This window comes from Paenibacillus sp. LjRoot153, assembly GCF_964253085.1.
GTDB lineage: Bacteria > Bacillota > Bacilli > Paenibacillales > NBRC-103111 > Paenibacillus_E.
Map to the genome: position 1 here is coordinate 1,106,840 of NZ_CAXUQH020000001.1, position 19,185 is coordinate 1,126,024.

The following is a 19,185-nucleotide window of genomic DNA, read 5'->3' on the forward strand; positions in this document are numbered from 1 at the left end:
CGGACTTTAATTATCAATCTTAGCTTTGGGAGGTTACCACAATGTTGAAAGTAGTATCATTGCGAACGGAGTATTTGGAAAATCCCTTGGGATTGGATACGCAAAAGCCTCGTCTAGGTTGGAAGCTCCGTTGTGACGGCAGGAACGTCATACAAACCGCATATCAAGTTCAAGCATCTGCAACCGAGAGCTTCACTAACATGATTTGGGACAGCGGCAAGGTTGAGACGGACAAACCGCAGGGCATTCTGTATGAGGGTGCGGAATTAAAATCGCTTGAACGGATCTATTGGAGAGTTAAAGTTTGGAGTAATCATGAAGAGGAGTCAACTTTCAGCGATCCTGTTTTCTTTGAAACTGGATTGCTGAACGCTTCGGATTGGAAGGCTCGATGGATTGAACCGGAGAAAGAAGTGGATATTCACGCCTATAAGCCGGCTCCGTATATCCGGAAGGAATTCACGGTAAAGAAGGGGCTCAAATCGGCCAGAGCTTGCCTGACATCGAAGGGATTGTACAGCTTTTATCTGAACGGAATCGAGGGTACGGATCATCTGTTCACGCCCGGGTTCACTTCTTATTACAAACGCCTGCAATACCAAGTTTACGATGTAACTTCATTTTTGCAAGAAGGCGCAAATGCGCTAGGTGTCATTCTCGGGGACGGTTGGTGGAGAGGGGCTACGGGTGGAGCAAGTTTAAAGAACAATTTTGGCTATAAAGTAGCTTTTCTGGGGCAACTGGTGTTGGACTACGAAGATGGAAGCCGCGAGATCATCGGCAGTGATGCCTCTTTTAAGACTTCCCATGGGCCTTTGTTGAAATCGGATATGAAGGCGGGAGATCTTTATGATGCCAGAATCAACATAGAGGGATGGAATCAACCTTCCTATGACGATTCCTCCTGGGAGCCTGCCCAGCTCGCTGCCGATGGATTCGACAACTTGATTGCTACCCGAAGCGTCGCGGTAAGAGAAAGAGAAAGATTTACGCCAAAAGTAATACGAACGCCAAATGGCGAAATGATTCTCGATTTTGGTCAAAACATCGCAGGCTGGGTAGAAATGAAGGTTCAAGGCGATGCAGGGACGGAGATTGTTTTAATCCATGGGGAAGCTTTAGATATGCACGGGAACTTTACTTTACAAAATCTGGCGAGTCATGGAACATTGGAGGATTTCCAAGAGGTTCATTACATTACGTCTGGACATGGTGTAGAGAGCTATCGTCCACGTTTTTCGATCTTTGGCTTTCGCTATGTACTCGTTAAGAATTATCCAGGAGAAATCATACCTGAAAATTTTACTGGCGTGGCGGTATATTCCGACTTAGACGAAACGGGAGATTTCACCTGTTCAAATCCATTAATCACGAAGTTAGTATCTAACTCCAAATGGAGCCAGAAGGGAAACTTTATGGAGGTGCCTACCGATTGCCCAACCAGGGAAAGAGCCGGATGGACAGGGGACGCACAAGTATTCGCTAGAACGGCGTCGGATTTCATGAACGTGTACCCATTCTTTGAAAAATGGATGGCCGACGTTGCGGCGGAACAATTTACTGACGGTTCAGTCGGCAGCACAGTGCCAACCGTTATTGGGCATCACAGCGTGGAGGAATGGCAACGATTCATGGAGCAAAATAACAACCCGATGGTGGCTATGCGCAGGCCCAAACCTGGTACAGCCAGTATACTTGACGGTTCTGCAGGTTGGGGCGATGCGGCTGTGATCATTCCCTGGACGATGTATCTGTGTTACGGAGACAAGGCTATTGTAGAGAGGCAGTTTGACTCAGCGAAGGCATGGGTCGATTACATGGCTGCCTGTGCGAAGAATGCGAATGAGCTATACCAAGATTCGCCTGCCTATCAAAATTTTACGGACGGGGAGCTTGACGCTGATTACATCTGGGATACAAGGTTCCATTGGGGAGAGTGGCTTGAAACGGATACGGAGTTCAGTGATCTCATGGCCGTTTTGAGCAAAACCAAAGGAAACCATCCAGATGTATCAACCGCCTATTTCGCATATTCAACCCGTTTGCTGGAAGAAATGGCTTCTGTTCTAGGAAAGACGGAGGAAGAAGCCAAATACCAAGCACTTTATGAGAAAATTAAACGCGTATATAATCAGTATTTTATTAAAGATGATGGCAGTATTTTGGAAGGCAGACAGGCCCCGAATGTACGTGCGCTAGCATTTGGCTTGGCGTATGAAGAGAAGCAACAAGCAGTCGCCGATAGGCTGGCGCAGCTAGTAGTAGAACAGAATTATCATTTAAATACGGGATTTCTTTCGACACCATTCATACTACAAGTATTGGCGGATTACGGTTACGCTGATATCGCTTTCCGGTTGTTGGAGCAAGATACGTGTCCGTCATGGCTATTTGCTGTCAGTAAGGGTGCTACGACAATTTGGGAGAGCTGGAAAGGAATCTCGCCTGACGGAGAACTATCAGGTTCATTGAATCATTATTCGTACGGGGCCGTATGTGATTTTCTCTTTTCGGGCATAGCCGGAATACGTCCTGTTTGGGAGAAACCAGGCTACAAGCATTTCATATTGAAACCAATGGTTGGAGGAACGCTGACGCAAGCATCCGCTACGTATGAATCTCTCTATGGAACCATTGCATCTAGCTGGGAAAAAACGAATCAGGCTGTAAACTATCGTTTCGAGGTACCGGCGAATACGATAGCGACGATCATGCTTCCAGGTCATCAAGAAGATCTTCAGCAAGTATCCATCGAATTCCCAGATGCCCGATATGAAAATGGTCGAATTGTATGTACGGCAGGGAGCGGCGAATATCAGTTTACAATTTTGGTAGGGAGAGTGGCTGCACAATGAGAAGAAGTATAGAGATCAACGAGACTTGGAGATTTATTCGTCAGGACGAAGAACAAGCTGCAAGCAAATTGTACAAGGATGATCATTGGAATACGGTGAATATTCCCCATACATGGAACGCGATCGATGGGGCAAATGGCTATGAATATTATCAAGGCGCTTGTTGGTACAGAAAGGCTTTTGCCGTTGAGCCGTCTTACGAGGGAAGTCAGTTGTTTATTGAATTCAATGGTTCTAACAGCATTACGGATGTCTACGTAAATGGTCAGCATTTAGGGCAGCACAAAGGAGGGTACTCCACGTTCAGGTTTGATATCACAGACGTCGTTATACATGGAGCTACAAATGTAATTGCAGTAAAAGTTGACAATAGAGTTGTGGATGATGTTTATCCTCAGAAAGCAGACTTTACCTTCTACGGGGGGATTTACCGCAATGTAAAAGTGGTAGTCACGAATCCTGTTCATTTCGATTTGATGGACCATGGCTCACAGGGTGTTTATATAGTTCAGGAAGAGGTATCAAAGGATAGAGCCCAACTAAGCATTAGAGCAAATCTTGTAAATGACAGTAATGAAGAGAAAAAAGTTAGACTGTGGGCAGATATTTTCGATGCTGATCATCATAGTGTAACTTATGCCTCTAAGGAAGTTATACTGGCTGCAGGAGAAACTCGAACGGAAGAGATGCCTTGTGTCATTGACCATCCAACACTCTGGCACGGTAGAAAAAATCCCTATATGTACAGTGCCAATCTATCTATGACTAGCTTTAATGACACGATTGATGAAGTATCGATTCCTTTTGGCGTAAGATACTTTCATGTTGATCCTGAAAAGGGCTTCTTCTTAAACGGCGAGCATCTGCCTTTGCATGGTGTATCTAGACACCAAGACAGGAAGGATATGGGCTGGGCCATTACGGAACAAGAACAAGTTGAAGATATGGCTTTCATTCGGGAAATAGGAGCCTCTTCCATTCGATTAGCGCATTACCAGCACAGCCAATATTTTTATGATTTATGCGATAAAGAAGGTATGGTGATTTGGGCTGAAATTCCATTCATTTCCGTGATGTCGCAAAACGAGTTAGAAGGGATCAATGCGAAGCAGCAGATGGTCGAATTGATCAGGCAGAATTACAATCATCCTTCCATCGTATTCTGGGGGATACAGAACGAAATTCAAATCGGCGGTGAACGACCAGAGGTCAGAAGACTTGTTAAAGAGTTACATGACTTAACGAAAAAAGAAGACCCTACTCGCCTTACGACAATGGCTAATGTTTTATTTGTCAGTGAGGAAGATGAATATAATCGTATGACGGATGTAATCGGATACAATAAATATTATGGTTGGTATCACGGAAACGCGGGGGATTTTGCACCTTGGCTTGATAAGTTTCACCGCATTAACCCCGATGTGCCGCTTTGTATATCTGAATATGGGGCAGAAGGTATTGTCCAATACCATAGTGCTGATCCCAAGGTAAAAGACTACACGGAAGAATATCATGCACTGTTCCATGAAACGGTTTGGAAGACTTTCGAGAAGAGACCTTTCCTTTGGGCAACTTATGTATGGAATATGTTTGATTTCGGAGCGAATATCAGAGATGAAGGTGGAGTCCAGGGAAGAAACAACAAGGGTCTTGTCTCCTATGACAGAAAGATCAAGAAGGATGCCTTCTACATGTATAAAGCTCATTGGTCTGAGGAAAAATTTGTTCATATCACGAGTAAGCGCCATGTGGATCGAGCAGAGAGCAACATGACAGTTAAAGTGTACTCAAACTGCAACAACGTAGTGCTATATGTCAATGGAACTGAATTTCAATCTAAAATCAGCGAGGATAAGGTTTTCATTTTCGAGAATGTATCCTTAGTTAAAGGGTTGAATGACATACGTGCAGTGGCCACCGAAGATAACGCGCAGTACGTTGATATCGCCAAATTTAACAAGGTGGAAGAACCCAATCCAAGTTATGAAGCTCCCGTAGAGGAAAAAGGCGGCGAAGTTACGAACTGGTTCCAAATGCCTGATCTGGATGGAGGGATCGAGGAATTACAGTTCACGGACGATGTTTATTCTACGCGTTGCACGTTTAAAGAGCTTTTCGAGAATAAAGATGCGGCTGTGGTCTTAAATAAATATTTAGGAGAAAGTTTCAGGGAGAGACCAACGTATAGTATGACGCAAGGATTTAAGATTGATACCTTGGCTGAAATGGCGCCAGAGCACTTCACAGACAAGCTATTATATGCACTAAATAGAGAGCTTACGAAAATTAACAAGAACAAGTAATGTTCATTAAAGAGTATCGAAAAAAGCCGGTGATTCCGGCTTTTTTTCGCATTTTCACCTAAAGCAAGTACAATGTTGGGCTTGAGTCCTCACAATGATATACTATTTAAATAGTTGCAAATTGAAAGGGGCAAGAAAGATGGCAGTACAATCAAGAATAATGCGGATGATCGTATTGTTAACCGTAGGCGCATTGCTTGCCCTAACAGTAACAGGATGTTCAAGTGTTGGTTCAGGTGGAAATGACACCGCAACTGGAAGTGCTTCAGGGAGTGAACAGAAGAAGGAAGCTAAGGCAGTGAACATTCTCATGTTCAGCGATTATGGGAGAATGCCTGGGCCAAACGATAAGCAGATGAAATACGTTACAGAGCAAACAGGTATTGCAGTTAACACATCAACGCTTCCTTGGAATGGCGGCACGGACTTTACAAAGGGTTTAAATGTGAAGATTGCAGCTAACGAACTACCAGATCTGTTCTTACCTCACGGGGTTGAAGATACGCTACTCAAGCAAGGTGCTTTACTTGCCCTGGATGATTTGCTGCCACAGTATGCACCTACCTTATGGAAGGCAATTCCTCAAGATGTGTGGGAAAGTGTCCGAGCCAACTCTCCGGATGGAAAAATTTATTTTATTCCGAGAGTTAATTTGTATCCAAGATATAGTTCATTAATTCGCAAAGATTGGTTAGACAAGGTAAATATGAAGATACCGACAACAAAGGATGAATATGTTGCTGTCCTTAAGGCATTTCGTGATCAAGATCCCAACGGTAACGGTATAAAGGACGAGATTCCTACCAGCGGACGAGAAGCGGGGCGATGGATGGATGACATATTCTTGATGTACGGTGTCGCTATGGTAGAAGGGTACCCGGTTTGGGATCTGTATAACAATGAACTTACGTACTCGGCTGTCACTCCCAATATGAAAGCAGCTCTTACATTTGCAAGAGAACTTTATAAAGACAAATTGCTGGATAATGAAACATTTTTGAATAAAGAATTGACATGGAAAGCTAAGATTCAGCAGGATAAAGTTGGCGTTTGGTATCATGTTCCGTATGGAATTAAGCAAAACTTTTTTGAGAATTTGCCTAAAATAAATCCGAATGCCTATATTGTCGGAATGCCGGTCCCTAAAGTAGAAGGGTTTGATGGTTTTACTCCGAGACCGCTTATCAATAATATGGAGTGGGCCATTCCCAAATCATCCAAGAACGCAATAGAAGCTTTGAAGCTCCTTGAATTTTATGCGAAGCCCGAGAATCGTAATTTTGCGTCTTTTGGAATTGAAGGCGAACATTATGAAATGAAGGATGGCATAAAAAAGCGGCTGCCTATCAGTTCGGATCAAACTTATCTGATCGATTTATTTCCAGTTATAACAACGGAGCAGATGGCACTGACGCTTCAGGATCAGTATGAACCGAAGGTTGCCCAGATGATGATAGATGCCATGATGGTAGGTGGAAGAGACGGTAAACGGATTGCCGGCGATGGAATACCTGTATCGATCTATGATGGCTTCTCAGACATTAAATCGAACAAGCTGTATCAAGAATACATGTCCAAAATTATTATTGGTGATTGGCCGATTGAAAAATTTGATGAATTCATTCAAAGATGGAAAAGTAGTGGCGGAGACGACGTCACGAATCGGGCGCGTGAGTGGTATGCAAAGAAGAAATAACGAGGGAAAACGGCAGGGGAAAGCATGAATGTATACAAGTACAAAGCGAAACTGATTTTCTCGAATATCAAAACAAGATTAATCCTCATACTGACACTGGTTATTTGCCTTGCTATTGCATTGGTTGGTACTGTCATGTACAGCCTCGCCAGACATTCACTATTAGAGGAGATTAAAGTTCCGCACCAACAGATGTTGACCTTTGTCAGGGATGATGTTGACAGGAAAATGAACGATATTATGACAACATCAATTTATGCAGTTCTTGACCCGCTGACGATCGATTTCTTGCGTTATGACAATCATAAAAGTATGGATACCATCCTTGGAGTTGTGTCCATGTTGGATACATTAACTCAAAATAGTTCGATCATAGATAGTATCTATATTTATGATGAGAAAAATCGTCATGTTGTTGGCAGTTCTCCCTTCGGGTTTAATTCCAGTATTGAGACTTTTGGTGACAAAGGCTGGTTGTCTCAATTGTCTTTAGCTGAACAGGACGCAAACAATGTGACTTTCGCTAAAAGGATGAAAGACCAAGGCGAAATGATAAGTTTCATTAAACGGATATACGAGGGTAACCAAATATCCGGATACCTGATCATAAACTTGAAATCTTCCAAACTATTTTCCCAGATCATTCCGGAAGGTTCATCTAACAATGAAGCAGTTCGAATCATTCAAGACGCAAAGGGAGAAACGTTATTCTCAATTGGTGAAAATAAGAAAGAGCAGGTGAACCCCAACAAATACTTTATTACTCGCCTGACTTCAACTTCAACGCAATGGAATTACGTGTATGCAGTTCCTCAAAAACAAATTTTCGGCAAATTGTATTGGATTCGGACCATGACTTTCGTAGTGTCCGCGGTTACCATGTTAATCGGAATGCTGATTATCTTCCAAGTTAACCGCATTACGTTCAGACCTATTGAACGATTGATTAAAACGGTTCAGAGCCATCGGAATGAGGCGTTAGAAGTTGACTTCACTCAATTGGAGTCCTATGTCGGCAGACTGCTCACGCAACTAACTTTTTTGCATGGCAGCAACAAAGAACTAAAAGCCAAATTTATTCAAGATATGGTTTACGGAAGACTACGTCGTAAGGAATTTGATCGGAAATGGCGGCTGCTTTACTCAGAATGGCGTCCTGACTTACCTGTTTATGCTGTTATTGTTTCGGTGGATGCCTATTACAATTGGTTGAATGGGTACAAGCAAGATGATCAGTTATTACTTAAGTTTGCAGTAGGTAATATTTTCGAGGAAATTCTGGGAGAGAGTTTTAGGGTGCAGTTTGAGGATTTAACCCAGGATCGCAGTGCCCTCATTGTACAACCCTTGTCTTCTGATATGGATTTGCAAATGCTCTATAATAAACTTTCAAATGGGATTGAAATCGCAGAAAAACTATTGAAAATTTCATTATCAGTAGGTGTTGCCGAATCGCTATATCCGATTAGCGGTGATCTCAGCAGTCGCTACAAGCAAGCTGAAGTGTTGCTGCTGGATCGCTTGTATATGGGGTATAAAAAACTTCATGTGCCGGAGCAAGCATTACCCTACTCAGAAGCGCAAGGCCCTGGCTCTAAAAATGAAACCATGCATGAAATTGCTCAAGGGATTAAAGAAGGAAAGACGGAATATACAAACAACATCCTAGAGAAAATACGGATGGAGTGGGAAACGTCAAATGCAAAACCTCTACACGTATACCGCTGGTATTCCAATGTAATTAAGGAAATGATAACGAAATTCAGAGACCCAGAAGATGAACAATTCCAGGAAATCATGGATTCGTTGGATTCCCTTCAAACGTTGACGTTTTCAGATTTGCATCAAATGACATTGGATGAAGCTACCTACCTAGCAGAAGAAGTGAAGAAAAGAAAACCAACAAAGCATGAGAATTATTTTAGGAAGATGGTCGAGTACATCCAAGAGCATTATCCAGAAAATATTGGCGTATCGCATGTAGCCGAGGCTGGAAGCATTAGTCAGTCTCAGGCAAATGTCCTTTTTAAACAAGAAACCGGAACTTCGATTTACGATTATATTACACAAGTACGAATTGAGAAAGCGGAAGAATTACTTAAAAATACGAATTTGAAGGTAATTGAGATTTCTGAGAAAGTTGGTTACGCTAGCGAAAATAGTTTTATACGTAACTTTAAAAAAATTAAAGGGATTACACCTGGCAAATTTAAAGAATAAAAGACTTATATGTGAAGCGGAGAAGCTGAAAAAGCATCTCCGCTTCTATTTTTTTTATCTTCATTTTCAACAATTCATAACTATATCCACCATTAATACGGTAATTTGTTGGATTCAGTGGTGGATTGGGCAACTTCAATGTTGAGTCTGGATACAGATGACCGTATTGTTGGATCAAACAGAAGTGGAGGGGTCAGGTAGAGCTGAGCCGATCACAGTAACTAACAACTAAGAATCAGATTCAGGGGGGAATAAGTTGAAAGTAGTTGCATCTCATCGTATGAAGGTATTTTGGCCGCTGTATATCATGGCTATACCAGGTATAGTTTTTCTCATTATATTTAAGTACATTCCGCTTGCGGGCTCCGTAATCGCATTTCAAAACTATTCTGTATTCAAAGGATTCTTGGATAGTCCATGGGTTGGATTCAAAAACTTTGAAACCTTGTTCCAGTATCCGGATTTTATTAGGGTGTTCAGCAATACACTGGTGCTTGGATTTCTGCGCATTGTTATTGTGTTCCCAATTCCTGTCCTGTTGGCGCTCATGATCAATGAAATCCGGAAATCGGCTTTGAAGAAAGGGATTCAAACGGCTCTGTATGTGCCACATTTCCTTTCATGGGTCATCGTATCTGGCATTGTATTTGATATGTTTTCACTAAGCGGCCTATTTAACATCGTGATCGGGTGGTTTCACCATGATCCTACCTTGGTTATGCAGGAAAGTTCCTATTTCCGTATTGTATATGTGCTTTCTGCCATCTGGAAAGATGCGGGGTGGGGAACTGTTGTTTATATGGCAGCCATCAGTTCGATAGATCCACAGTTGTACGAATCATCGATGATTGACGGAGCATCCAGGTTCAAGCAAATCCGGTATATAACATTTCCACTGCTGCTACCTACGGTATTAGTCTTACTATTACTAGAAATCGGTAATTTCTTGGATTTGGGCTTTGATCAAGTGTTTAATTTACAGACGCCAATGACGTATAGTGTTTCCGATATCTTAGATACTTACGTGTTCCGTACAGGCATTCAACAAGGTCAGTATAGCTTTGCGACAGCCGTCGGATTATTTCAATCGTTAATTGGATTTATCCTAGTATTTACTTTCAATAAGTTGTCGAAAAAAGTTTCAGACGGGGGGTTATGGTAAGTATGCTTGAATCCAGAGGGGAAAAATTATTCGGTTCAGTCGTTACTATCATCCTCCTACTTGTATCTTTCATCGCAATTATTCCGCTATTATCCGTACTCTCGACCTCATTTAGTTCTAAACGGATGGTGGACATGAATCTGGTCACAATTTGGCCAAAGGAATTTACATTAGCCTCATGGGATTTTATGATGTATCGTCCCGATCTATGGAAGTCGTTCTTCTTAACACTGGGCACAACGGTGATTGGAACGATTTTGGCGCTGCTCGTCACGGCCCTTCTTGCATATCCGTTGTCTAAATCGGAATTTCGTTGGGGCCCTGTCATTATGATCGGTGTCGTAATTGCGATGATCTTCAAGGCGCCTCTTGTTCCTTATTTTCTGACAGTCAAAGGAATCGGGCTTTACAATAACCCATTGGTGTTAATCATACCTCATATCTTAAATCCATTTAATTTGATCATCATGCGTACATTTTTCAAGCAGTTTTCCAAAGAGTTGGAAGAAGCTGCCTTTATAGAGGGCTGTGGATATTTCCGAATGCTGTTCCAATTCGTACTTCCGCTTTCCAAGGCTGTACTAGCTACTCTGGCTTTATTCTACGGTGTTGTGTTATGGAACCAGTTCCAGCATCCGCTGATGTTCTTGCAAGACACGAATCTATTCCCACTGCAAATTAAGATTCGGCAGTTCATCACCGACGACAACATATTGGTTACAGGAGCCGTTTCTACAGCTGGTTTAGCGTACAATGAGCGTACCCTTCGGGCGACAACTGTTATTTTTGCTATGATCCCTGTTGTGGCTGTATATCCTTTCTTGCAAAAATACTTCGTTAAAGGAGCTATGCTTGGCTCTGTAAAAGGATAATCCACATCGGTTTGTAGGCTCATTGAGTCTTAAACATAAACTATTTTAATAATTAGGGGGAACATGGAATGGTCATCAAAAAGATTGGGGTACTTGCGGCAGTCAGCGCCCTTGCTTTTACAGTAGTGACAGGTTGTAGCGACAAATCGAATTCTTCCGAAAGTGCAAGTTCTTCATCGGCGGCGCCGAGCCAAGGGGCATCTCCCAAGGCGGAAGAAATTGTTGATATTGAAGTTTGGGGAACAAACATCGGCTATAAACCAACCACCAAAGGCAGCAAATTGTATGAATTTTATAAAGAAAAATTAGGCGTTGGCGTAATTAGTCCATATGTGGAATGGAACGGTGGAACTGCTTATTTAAATACGTTAAACCTTAAAATCGCATCCGGAGAATTACCTGATTTGTTCTTGCCACAACAAGGCCTTGAAAATACGTTGGCAAAAAACGGAGCTATCGCTGATCTAACCGATTTATTGCCTAAATATGCGCCCAATTTATGGGAAGCGATTCCGAAAGATATGTGGGATATTGTGAAAGCGAATGACCCTACTGGTCAGGGCAGAATTTACTATATCCCTGGTATGGTAGACTACGGAAGGTATTCCGGCATGATCCGCAAAGATTGGTTAGACAAATTAGGTTTACAGATGCCGAAGACGCAAGACGAATATGTAAAGGTTCTGGAAGCATTCAGGGATAAGGATCCTAATGGCAATGGGCAGAAGGATGAGCTTCCGGCAGGTGGCCGTCAGGAAGCGCGCTGGATGGATCAATTGTTTGCGATGTACGGTGTAGCTATGTTTGAGGGCTATCCGGATTGGGACCTTTATGACGGTAAGCTGACTTACTCCGCGGTATCACCGAATATGAAGTCTGCCTTGGAGTTTATCTCCAAGATGTACAAGGATGGATTAATCGATAAAGAATCCCTACTGAACGATAAAGCGAAGTGGGATGGCAAGGTTGCAGCTAACAAGGTAGGCAACTACTTCCACTGGGCTGAACAAACGAATCTGTATTTAGATAACTTGCAAAAGAACAGTGGTGTCAAAGGTACATTTGCTTCTCTTCCATTGCCAGAGGTTCAAGGTTATAAGGGTTTCTATACTTGGAAGCGATTTACACCTCCGGCATGGGTTGTGAAGAACAACAAGGATCAAAAGAAGTTGATGGCAACTTTAAAATTGCTGAACAACATGTATGACAAGAAGAATTGGAACGCTTTGTACCTTGGTGTTGAAGGCATGCACTATACGATGAAGGATGGCAAAGCCGTTAAACTTCCGGATGATAAAAGCACCCAAGAGAATCTTATTCTTGATCCTTATTCCAAAATTTCGACCCTTGATTTTACAAGCAGTCTCCTTAAAAGCACTGCATCCGAAGACAGAATGTGGGAAATTGATCAAACCGTTCAAATCATGCAGGATGCCCAAAAGTATGCGAAAGTCATTGCTGGAGACGGAATGCCAGCCAGCGTCTATGAAGGTTTCCCAGATATCCAAAATCGCACACTCTATATTGAGTACGCTAGCAAGATCATTACAGGGCAGTACCCGATCAGCAAGTTCGATGAATTCGTAGAGAAATGGAACAAATCGGGCGGGGAAGAGGTTACGAAACGCGCGAGAGACTGGTTAGCAAAAGTAAAAAAATAAGAATGAACGGGAATATCCGCTCGGCTTCTCATCGAAGTCGGGCGGATATTTTAATCCATGTTTAGGATCGAAGAATCCTAGCTGTTATAGGGGGCTACAAAATAATGAGTAATCGTATTAAGGAAGTGCTTGAGGGTAAAGAACATAATTATATCCTTCCTTTTCTCTGGCAGCATGGTGAGGAAGAGCATGTGATTCGGGAAGAAATAGCCCGTGTTCATGAATCTGGAATCGGGGCAGTATGCGTTGAGGCTCGTCCTCATCCTGATTTTCTCGGACCGAAATGGTGGACAGATATGGACATTATTATGGATGAAGCTCGGAATCGCGGTATGAAGGTATGGCTGCTGGATGACGATCATTTTCCAACGGGACATGCGGCAGGCAAGGTAAAGGAGGCTCCAGAAGAGCTTCATCGCAAGTTTTTGGGTGAACGTTATATCGATACGCTCGGTCCTGCGCAAGGAACCTCTCTGCTGCTGGATACTTTGCTGATGCGTGGGCTTCGACCGACCATTTCACAGCCCGAAAAAGCGAGTGGAAAGAATAAACTAATCTCCGTAGTCGCGGTCCGCCGACATCCTTCTAGTGGAGAATTACTCGATGATTGTATGGATATCACGGATCTTGTACAAGACGGTATACTCTATTGGGATATCCCTGAAGGATATTGGCGCGTATTCATTATTTCCGAAAATAAGGATGGCGGCAGCCTACAGCAGGAGGATTATCTGAACCCGCTAGATCGAGATTCCGCTCGTATTTTGCTTGATACGGTGTATGAAGCAGTGTATGAACGATACAAGACAGATTTCGGGAAGACATTTGCCGGATTCTTCTCGGACGAACCCGGATTTTACAACGATAAGACGACATTTGACTTCAATTCAAGACCAGGAAAAAAAGGAGTGCCGCTTCCTTGGAGCAGTGAAATGCCGGCCTTGCTTGAGCAAGCATTGGGTGAGGACTACCGAAAGCATCTATATCTTCTCTGGCATGATGCGGGAGAACAGACCAATATCGTACGGTACGCTTATATGAATATTGTCAGCAAGCTCTACGCGGATAACTTTTGCAGCCAAATCGGAGAGTGGTGCAGAGACCGCGGTGTAGAATACATTGGACATGTCCTCGAAGACAACAATGTACATGCAAGGCTTGGCTCCGGAGCCGGACACTTCTTCCGCTCAATGTGGGGACAAGATATGTCTGGTCTCGATGTGGTGCTATGGCAGATTGTTCCCGGCTTTGATGAATTGTCTTATAGCAAGCCTGGCGGTGATACGGATAGTGAATTTTTCCACTACGGCCTTGCTAAGCTTGGTGTATCGCTTGCACATATCGATCCGAAAAAACAAGGTCGAACCATGTGTGAGGTGTATGGTGCTTACGGCTGGGCAGAAGGTCTGAAACTAATGAAATGGCTCACAGATCATATGTTAGTTCGTGGTGTTAATTACTTTGTCCCGCATGCTTTTTCTCAAAAAGCTCCTGATCCGGACTGCCCGCCGCATATGTATGCAGGCGGGAAAAATCCACAATACCGCTATTACAAACATTTAAATCATTACATGAATCGGATTAGTCACTTGATCTCAGGCGGAAGACATGTGGCCACTGCAGGCGTCGTATACCACGCTGAAGCCGAATGGTCTGGGGAAGCGATGTATTTTCAAAAGCCTGTGAAGCAATTGATGCAGCATCAGATCGACTGCGATGTGATTCCCATTGATATTCTACTTGATGCAGCAAGTGTGAAAGACAACAAGCTGCATGTCAATAATGAGGATTTCCAGTGCCTTATCGTGCCCTATGCAGAAGCGTTTCCGGCAGCAATGATTCGCCGGTTGGTGGAGTTTTCCGAACAAGGACTAGCTGTTCGCTTTGTCGGCGGGTTGCCCGCACGATCCAGTGAGGGTACTGAGGTTTCTGCTGAACTAGCTTGCCTTGCCGATCACCGGAATGTGAAGGTTGTTGCTTTAGACGATCTAGCACAATTGCTTATTGCTGACGGACATTATGAGATTAGCGTCGACGAACACGAGCCGTATCTACGGAACTATCACTATATTCATGACGGTTTGGATGTTTTTATGTTCTTTAACGAACATCCGCATCAAACTATTCGTAGGAAAATTGTTTTGCCTGTCCAAGGTGATGTATATGCCTATGATGCATTCATGAATAAGTTGACTGGTTTACATGTAAATCGGGAGAACGGTGCAAATGCGGTGGAGGTTATTCTTCATCCGTATGAGTCCATTGTACTGCTCCATGGTACTGTCCTTGAAGGTTATAATGCGTTGCCGCAGTATATAGCCGGGGCCGAATTTGAGCTAAAAGGCGAATGGACCGTATCCACTTCTGAGGCTGAACAGTATCCACATTTTAAAGAATGGGGAAGACTGGCTGATCTGACGAATATGAGTAGGCCTGATTATTTACCTCGATTTACAGGCACCTTCCGATACGAGACGGAGTTTGAGTGGGATGAGTCTACGGACCGGGTTCTTTTAGACTTGGGTGAGGTCTATGAAACCGCACAAGTATGGATAAACGGTGAGGAAGCAGGAGTGCGCATCTGTCCGCCTTACCGCGTTGAGATCAATGGCCTGATCAATAAGGGTAAAAACAAGTTAGTTATCGAAGTTACAAATACGTTGGCGAAAGAGCAACCCGATTTCTTGTCGGCATTTGCGCAGCAAGAACCAAGCGGACTTCTTGGACCCGTCCGGGTGATCCGATTATGAAATCCTTCTCAGTCTATAGCGAAAGACGGCTAAAGTCGTTAAATGCATAGGGATATGTCGTCAAAACGGTAGCGAAGACATCTAGGAATCCGATATGATTACATTGGCATACTAATGAATAAAGATGGACTGCTGAGAGGATTCTCAGCGGTCCTTTTAGATTTCCAGAAGGGAGAGACATTGGATGGGACTGCGGCTTCCGCATATATCATGGAATTCCATTCGGTTTAAGCTGGTAGCCGGGCTGCTCTTTGTGACAGTTCCTCTCATCACGCTGCTGATCTACACGAATTTCTACAGCATTCATGTCGTACACAATCAGGTGGCGTCGTCAATTAAAAATTTAATCTCTTTGTATGAGGGGCAAATTGATACCCAACTGCAAGATGCGGATCGAAATTTGCTCAGCTTAGTAACGTCGGATTATGATTTCCGTTCGATGAATACGCCTAATTCGGAAGATGAATATCAGCTGGCCAAACATAGCGTTTCGGATAAACTATCTAACGATATTGTGCTTTACAAATCGATTGATGCTTTTTATGTGTATTCACAGTCAAGGCAGGATTTGTTGGACATTTTCAAAGCATCAGTTACATTTCAGGAGAGGGATCAAGTCGAGCAATATTTACATCGTTTGCTGAGCGAACGTCCTAATCTCGCTGAGATCCGCAACAGCTGGTTCGTTCAGAAAATCGGACAAGACTATTACATGTTGCGTGTCATTCAATCGGGTGATCTCTATGTCGGGGCATGGGTCAACGCTAAGACGCTGCTCATACCGTTGAATCTAATTAATTTGGGCAGTGAAGGGAGCGCTCTTTTTGTAACAAATCAAGGAGAGTTGATGGTCAGCACCAATCCATTGGCTGATGAAAACATTGATTTCTCGAAAAGCTTTCAGCATTTTTATATATCGGGAAGCAAGAATAACTTGCTAATTGTCGGGGAACCCTCGCAAAAAGGCGACTTTAACCTGGTAGCGGTTATGCCGGACAAACAAATTCTACAAAATTTGCCTAATTTGACGCGTATCATAGAGGTGATTTCATTTGCCTCCATTGTGCTTATACCGATAAGTCTTTTTTTTCTCCGCCATATTCTGCTCGTTCCGCTTAAACGGATGATTGCAGTTATGAGAAGGATCAATAATGGAAACGTGAACGTTCGAATCGAGTCTTATCCGGCTTCTGATGAATTTCTATTGGTCAACCAAACCTTTAACCGCATGATGTCGCAAATCGAAGAGTTGAAAATCAATGTGTACGAAGAACAGCTTAGTAAACACAAAGCAGAGCTTCAGCATTTGCAGCTGCAGATTAACCCGCATTTTTTCATGAATTCTTTGAACATCCTGTTTAATCTGGCTCAAGTGAAAAACTATGAATTAATTCAGGAAATGACGTTATGTCTTGTCCAGTATTTCAGATTCATGTTTCGAAGTAATTTGACGTTTGTTACTTTGCGGGAAGAATTGCAGCATGTCCGAAACTATATCCGGATTCAGGAGCTCCGGTTTCCAAACAGCTTAACATGTACGATCGATTCACCCGATTTCCTAGAAAATATTCCGATTCCCCCTTTGGTGATTCAAACTTTTTTGGAAAATTCCATCAAGCACAGTGTCACGCTGGAAGAACCCGTGCATATTTCAGTTGCCATCGATTTGTTGGAAACCGGACTGGAGCCCTATATCGAAATCATCATTCGTGATACTGGCAAAGGGTTTTTGGAGGATGTATTAGCCGAGATTCGTTATGGAAACCGCGTGGTCGACGAACAAGGCGAGCATATTGGTATTTGGAACGTTCGTAAACGATTGCTACTGTTATATGGAGAGCGTGCGACCCTATCCTGTTACAATGGTTTCCCTAGCGGCGCTGTTATAGAAATCAAGCTTCCATATCAATCGGAAAGATAGGAAAGGGGTTCCCTAGTATGCTTCAATTATTGATTGTAGACGATGAAATTCATGCTGTTGAAGGAGTACGGTCGGGAGTCGAGTGGCAGAAGCTTGGTATAACTGAAGTATTCTCGGCTTTTACCGTCAAACAAGCGAAAGAGCTGTTCGAAAATGAGCGAATCGATATTATGCTTTGCGATATCGAGATGCCGCAAGTATCGGGACTGGAACTGGCGGAATGGGTTATGGAACGATATCCGAGCACGGCGATGATTTTCTTGACCTGTCATGCGGATTTCAAATATGCCCAACAAGCTCTCCAGTTAGGGAGTTTGGACTACCTTCTCAAGCCGATTCCCTTCGATGAGTTGGAAAAAACGATCCTTAAAGCGGTTGAGAAAATCAATAAAGATTCGGAATTAGTTGAATTCCGCCAATATGGCCAATTCTGGTACCAACATCAACCCATGCTGATTGAGCGGTTCTGGTTGGATATTATCAACCAGACGATACCGCCTAGAGCGGAGTCGGTAAGTCGAGCCGCGGCGGATCGCAACATTCCTTATGCCGATAAAATGACATTTGCCCCGGTGTTAATTAGCGTGCAGAGATGGCACAAGCATGTGACGTTGCGCGAAGAGAAGATATTGGAATATGCACTTACAAATACGGCTGAAGAAATCATTCTGGAAGACAAAAAAAACGGACAAATTATAACGCTAAACAGCGGAAGATTGCTAGCTATCTTATCTGCCGAAAGTAATTCCGACATCGAGCTGTTGTTGAAACAATCTTGCGAGCGCTTCATTGACGCCTGCAGGAAGTATTTTTACTGCGATCTTTCCTGTTATATTGGTGAAAAAGTACACGGTCACCAAATGTTTGAGATGGTAAAACGACTTGGTGAAAATGAGAAAAACAACGTGGCCTATAACAATAAGATTTTCCTGCTTTCCGGGGATCAATTACAACCTGTTAGTAGACAGCTCCCCGATATGAGCACGTGGTCGATTATGCTGAAGGAGGGGGAGTTCGCCAAAGTATTGGAAGAAGCAACCTCTTATTTGGATCTACTGTTGCGGCAGAATGGTTTGGATGCAAACCTGCTCCGCCAATTTTACCAGGATTTTCAGCAAGCGATGTATTATATGCTCCAGATGAAAGGTATTCAAGCTCACCAATTGTTTAGCGATACCATCTCGCTGGAGTTTTCCACAAACGCGACCCGCTCAGTAACCGATCTGATCGCATGGATGAACCACGTTGTAAGCAAAGCGATGGAGTATGTGAACACAGTTGAACAGTCCAACAGTGTTGTCCAAAGAGTTATTAGTTACATTAAGCAGCATATTGCAGAAGACTTGTCGAGGGAAGAGATTGCGAATCACGTGTTTTTGAATCCAGACTATTTGACCCGGATCTTTAAAAAGGAAACGGGCATGGCCGTATCGGATTATCTGTTCCACGAACGGCTTAAGCTTGCCCAGGAACTGCTCGAGAAAACCGATATGCTGATCAGCGCCGTGGCATCGCATATCGGGTATGCGAATTTCTCCCATTTCTCCCGAATGTTCAAGAAGCATACCGACCTGAATCCGATTGAATACCGCCAACTGCACCAAACAGTCCAAAGTGAAAGGTAGTCGGCAAATGCACAACGAAAAGTCGTGAGCGGAGCAGAACCGAATCTGCAGCAAAAGTAAAATGAAAATATGCTTGCTGAAGATTCCAAGTATCGCAAACAGTTTCAGTAAGCAAACGCC

10 protein-coding genes are annotated in these 19,185 nt (G+C 43.3%); all 10 read left to right on the forward strand.

Annotated elements, in window-relative coordinates; all coding sequences use genetic code 11:
* Nucleotides 1–41 precede the first annotated feature (41 nt).
* The 10 genes from ACSQ8P_RS05035 to ACSQ8P_RS05080 all read left to right on the forward strand — a co-directional run bounded on the left by ACSQ8P_RS05035 (nucleotide 42) and on the right by ACSQ8P_RS05080 (nucleotide 19,065).
* Nucleotides 42–2,855 carry a family 78 glycoside hydrolase catalytic domain gene (locus ACSQ8P_RS05035; protein ID WP_436234176.1) on the forward strand — a complete coding sequence of 938 codons (2,814 nt, stop codon included), beginning with the start codon at nucleotides 42–44 and terminating at the stop codon, nucleotides 2,853–2,855.
* Nucleotides 2,852–5,158 carry a glycoside hydrolase family 2 protein gene (locus ACSQ8P_RS05040; protein WP_436234177.1) on the forward strand — a complete coding sequence of 769 codons (2,307 nt, stop codon included), beginning with the start codon at nucleotides 2,852–2,854 and terminating at the stop codon, nucleotides 5,156–5,158. Before ACSQ8P_RS05035 ends, ACSQ8P_RS05040 begins: the two co-directional genes overlap by 4 nt.
* 139 nt (nucleotides 5,159–5,297) lie before the next feature.
* Nucleotides 5,298–6,854 carry an extracellular solute-binding protein gene (locus ACSQ8P_RS05045; RefSeq protein ID WP_436234178.1) on the forward strand — a complete coding sequence of 519 codons (1,557 nt, stop codon included), beginning with the start codon at nucleotides 5,298–5,300 and terminating at the stop codon, nucleotides 6,852–6,854.
* Between the two features lie 24 nt (nucleotides 6,855–6,878).
* Nucleotides 6,879–9,074 (forward strand): helix-turn-helix transcriptional regulator, encoded by a 2,196-nt coding sequence (locus ACSQ8P_RS05050; protein WP_436234179.1) that lies wholly within the window; start codon nucleotides 6,879–6,881, stop codon nucleotides 9,072–9,074.
* 256 nt (nucleotides 9,075–9,330) lie between these two features.
* Nucleotides 9,331–10,236, forward strand: coding sequence for an ABC transporter permease (locus tag ACSQ8P_RS05055; protein WP_436234180.1), 906 nt, complete (start codon nucleotides 9,331–9,333; stop codon nucleotides 10,234–10,236).
* Between the two features lie 2 nt (nucleotides 10,237–10,238).
* Nucleotides 10,239–11,108 carry a carbohydrate ABC transporter permease gene (locus ACSQ8P_RS05060; protein ID WP_082562226.1) on the forward strand — a complete coding sequence of 290 codons (870 nt, stop codon included), beginning with the start codon at nucleotides 10,239–10,241 and terminating at the stop codon, nucleotides 11,106–11,108.
* Between the two features lie 68 nt (nucleotides 11,109–11,176).
* Nucleotides 11,177–12,769: an ABC transporter substrate-binding protein gene (locus ACSQ8P_RS05065; protein ID WP_436234181.1), complete on the forward strand. Its 1,593-nt coding sequence runs from the start codon at nucleotides 11,177–11,179 to the stop codon at nucleotides 12,767–12,769.
* Nucleotides 12,770–12,873: 104 nt separating this feature from the next.
* Nucleotides 12,874–15,519 (forward strand): glycosylhydrolase-like jelly roll fold domain-containing protein, encoded by a 2,646-nt coding sequence (locus ACSQ8P_RS05070; RefSeq protein WP_436234182.1) that lies wholly within the window; start codon nucleotides 12,874–12,876, stop codon nucleotides 15,517–15,519.
* 184 nt (nucleotides 15,520–15,703) lie between these two features.
* Nucleotides 15,704–17,440 carry a sensor histidine kinase gene (locus ACSQ8P_RS05075; RefSeq protein WP_436234183.1) on the forward strand — a complete coding sequence of 579 codons (1,737 nt, stop codon included), beginning with the start codon at nucleotides 15,704–15,706 and terminating at the stop codon, nucleotides 17,438–17,440.
* A 17-nt stretch (nucleotides 17,441–17,457) separates the two neighbouring features.
* On the forward strand, nucleotides 17,458–19,065 hold the full coding sequence (locus tag ACSQ8P_RS05080; RefSeq protein WP_436234184.1) for a response regulator: 1,608 nt from the start codon (nucleotides 17,458–17,460) through the stop codon (nucleotides 19,063–19,065).
* Nucleotides 19,066–19,185 lie beyond the last annotated feature (120 nt).

Excerpts from the sequence above, each read along its gene's own strand:
- ACSQ8P_RS05035 (WP_436234176.1), top strand. The coding sequence starts at position 42 with ATGTTGAAAGTAGTATCATTGCGAACGGAGTATTTGGAAAATCCCTTG.
- ACSQ8P_RS05040 (WP_436234177.1), top strand. The coding sequence starts at position 2,852 with ATGAGAAGAAGTATAGAGATCAACGAGACTTGGAGATTTATTCGTCAG.
- ACSQ8P_RS05045 (WP_436234178.1), top strand. The coding sequence starts at position 5,298 with ATGGCAGTACAATCAAGAATAATGCGGATGATCGTATTGTTAACCGTA.
- ACSQ8P_RS05050 (WP_436234179.1), top strand. The coding sequence starts at position 6,879 with ATGAATGTATACAAGTACAAAGCGAAACTGATTTTCTCGAATATCAAA.
- ACSQ8P_RS05060 (WP_082562226.1), top strand. The coding sequence starts at position 10,239 with ATGCTTGAATCCAGAGGGGAAAAATTATTCGGTTCAGTCGTTACTATC.
- ACSQ8P_RS05065 (WP_436234181.1), top strand. The coding sequence starts at position 11,177 with ATGGTCATCAAAAAGATTGGGGTACTTGCGGCAGTCAGCGCCCTTGCT.
- ACSQ8P_RS05070 (WP_436234182.1), top strand. The coding sequence starts at position 12,874 with ATGAGTAATCGTATTAAGGAAGTGCTTGAGGGTAAAGAACATAATTAT.
- ACSQ8P_RS05075 (WP_436234183.1), top strand. The coding sequence starts at position 15,704 with ATGGGACTGCGGCTTCCGCATATATCATGGAATTCCATTCGGTTTAAG.
- ACSQ8P_RS05080 (WP_436234184.1), top strand. The coding sequence starts at position 17,458 with ATGCTTCAATTATTGATTGTAGACGATGAAATTCATGCTGTTGAAGGA.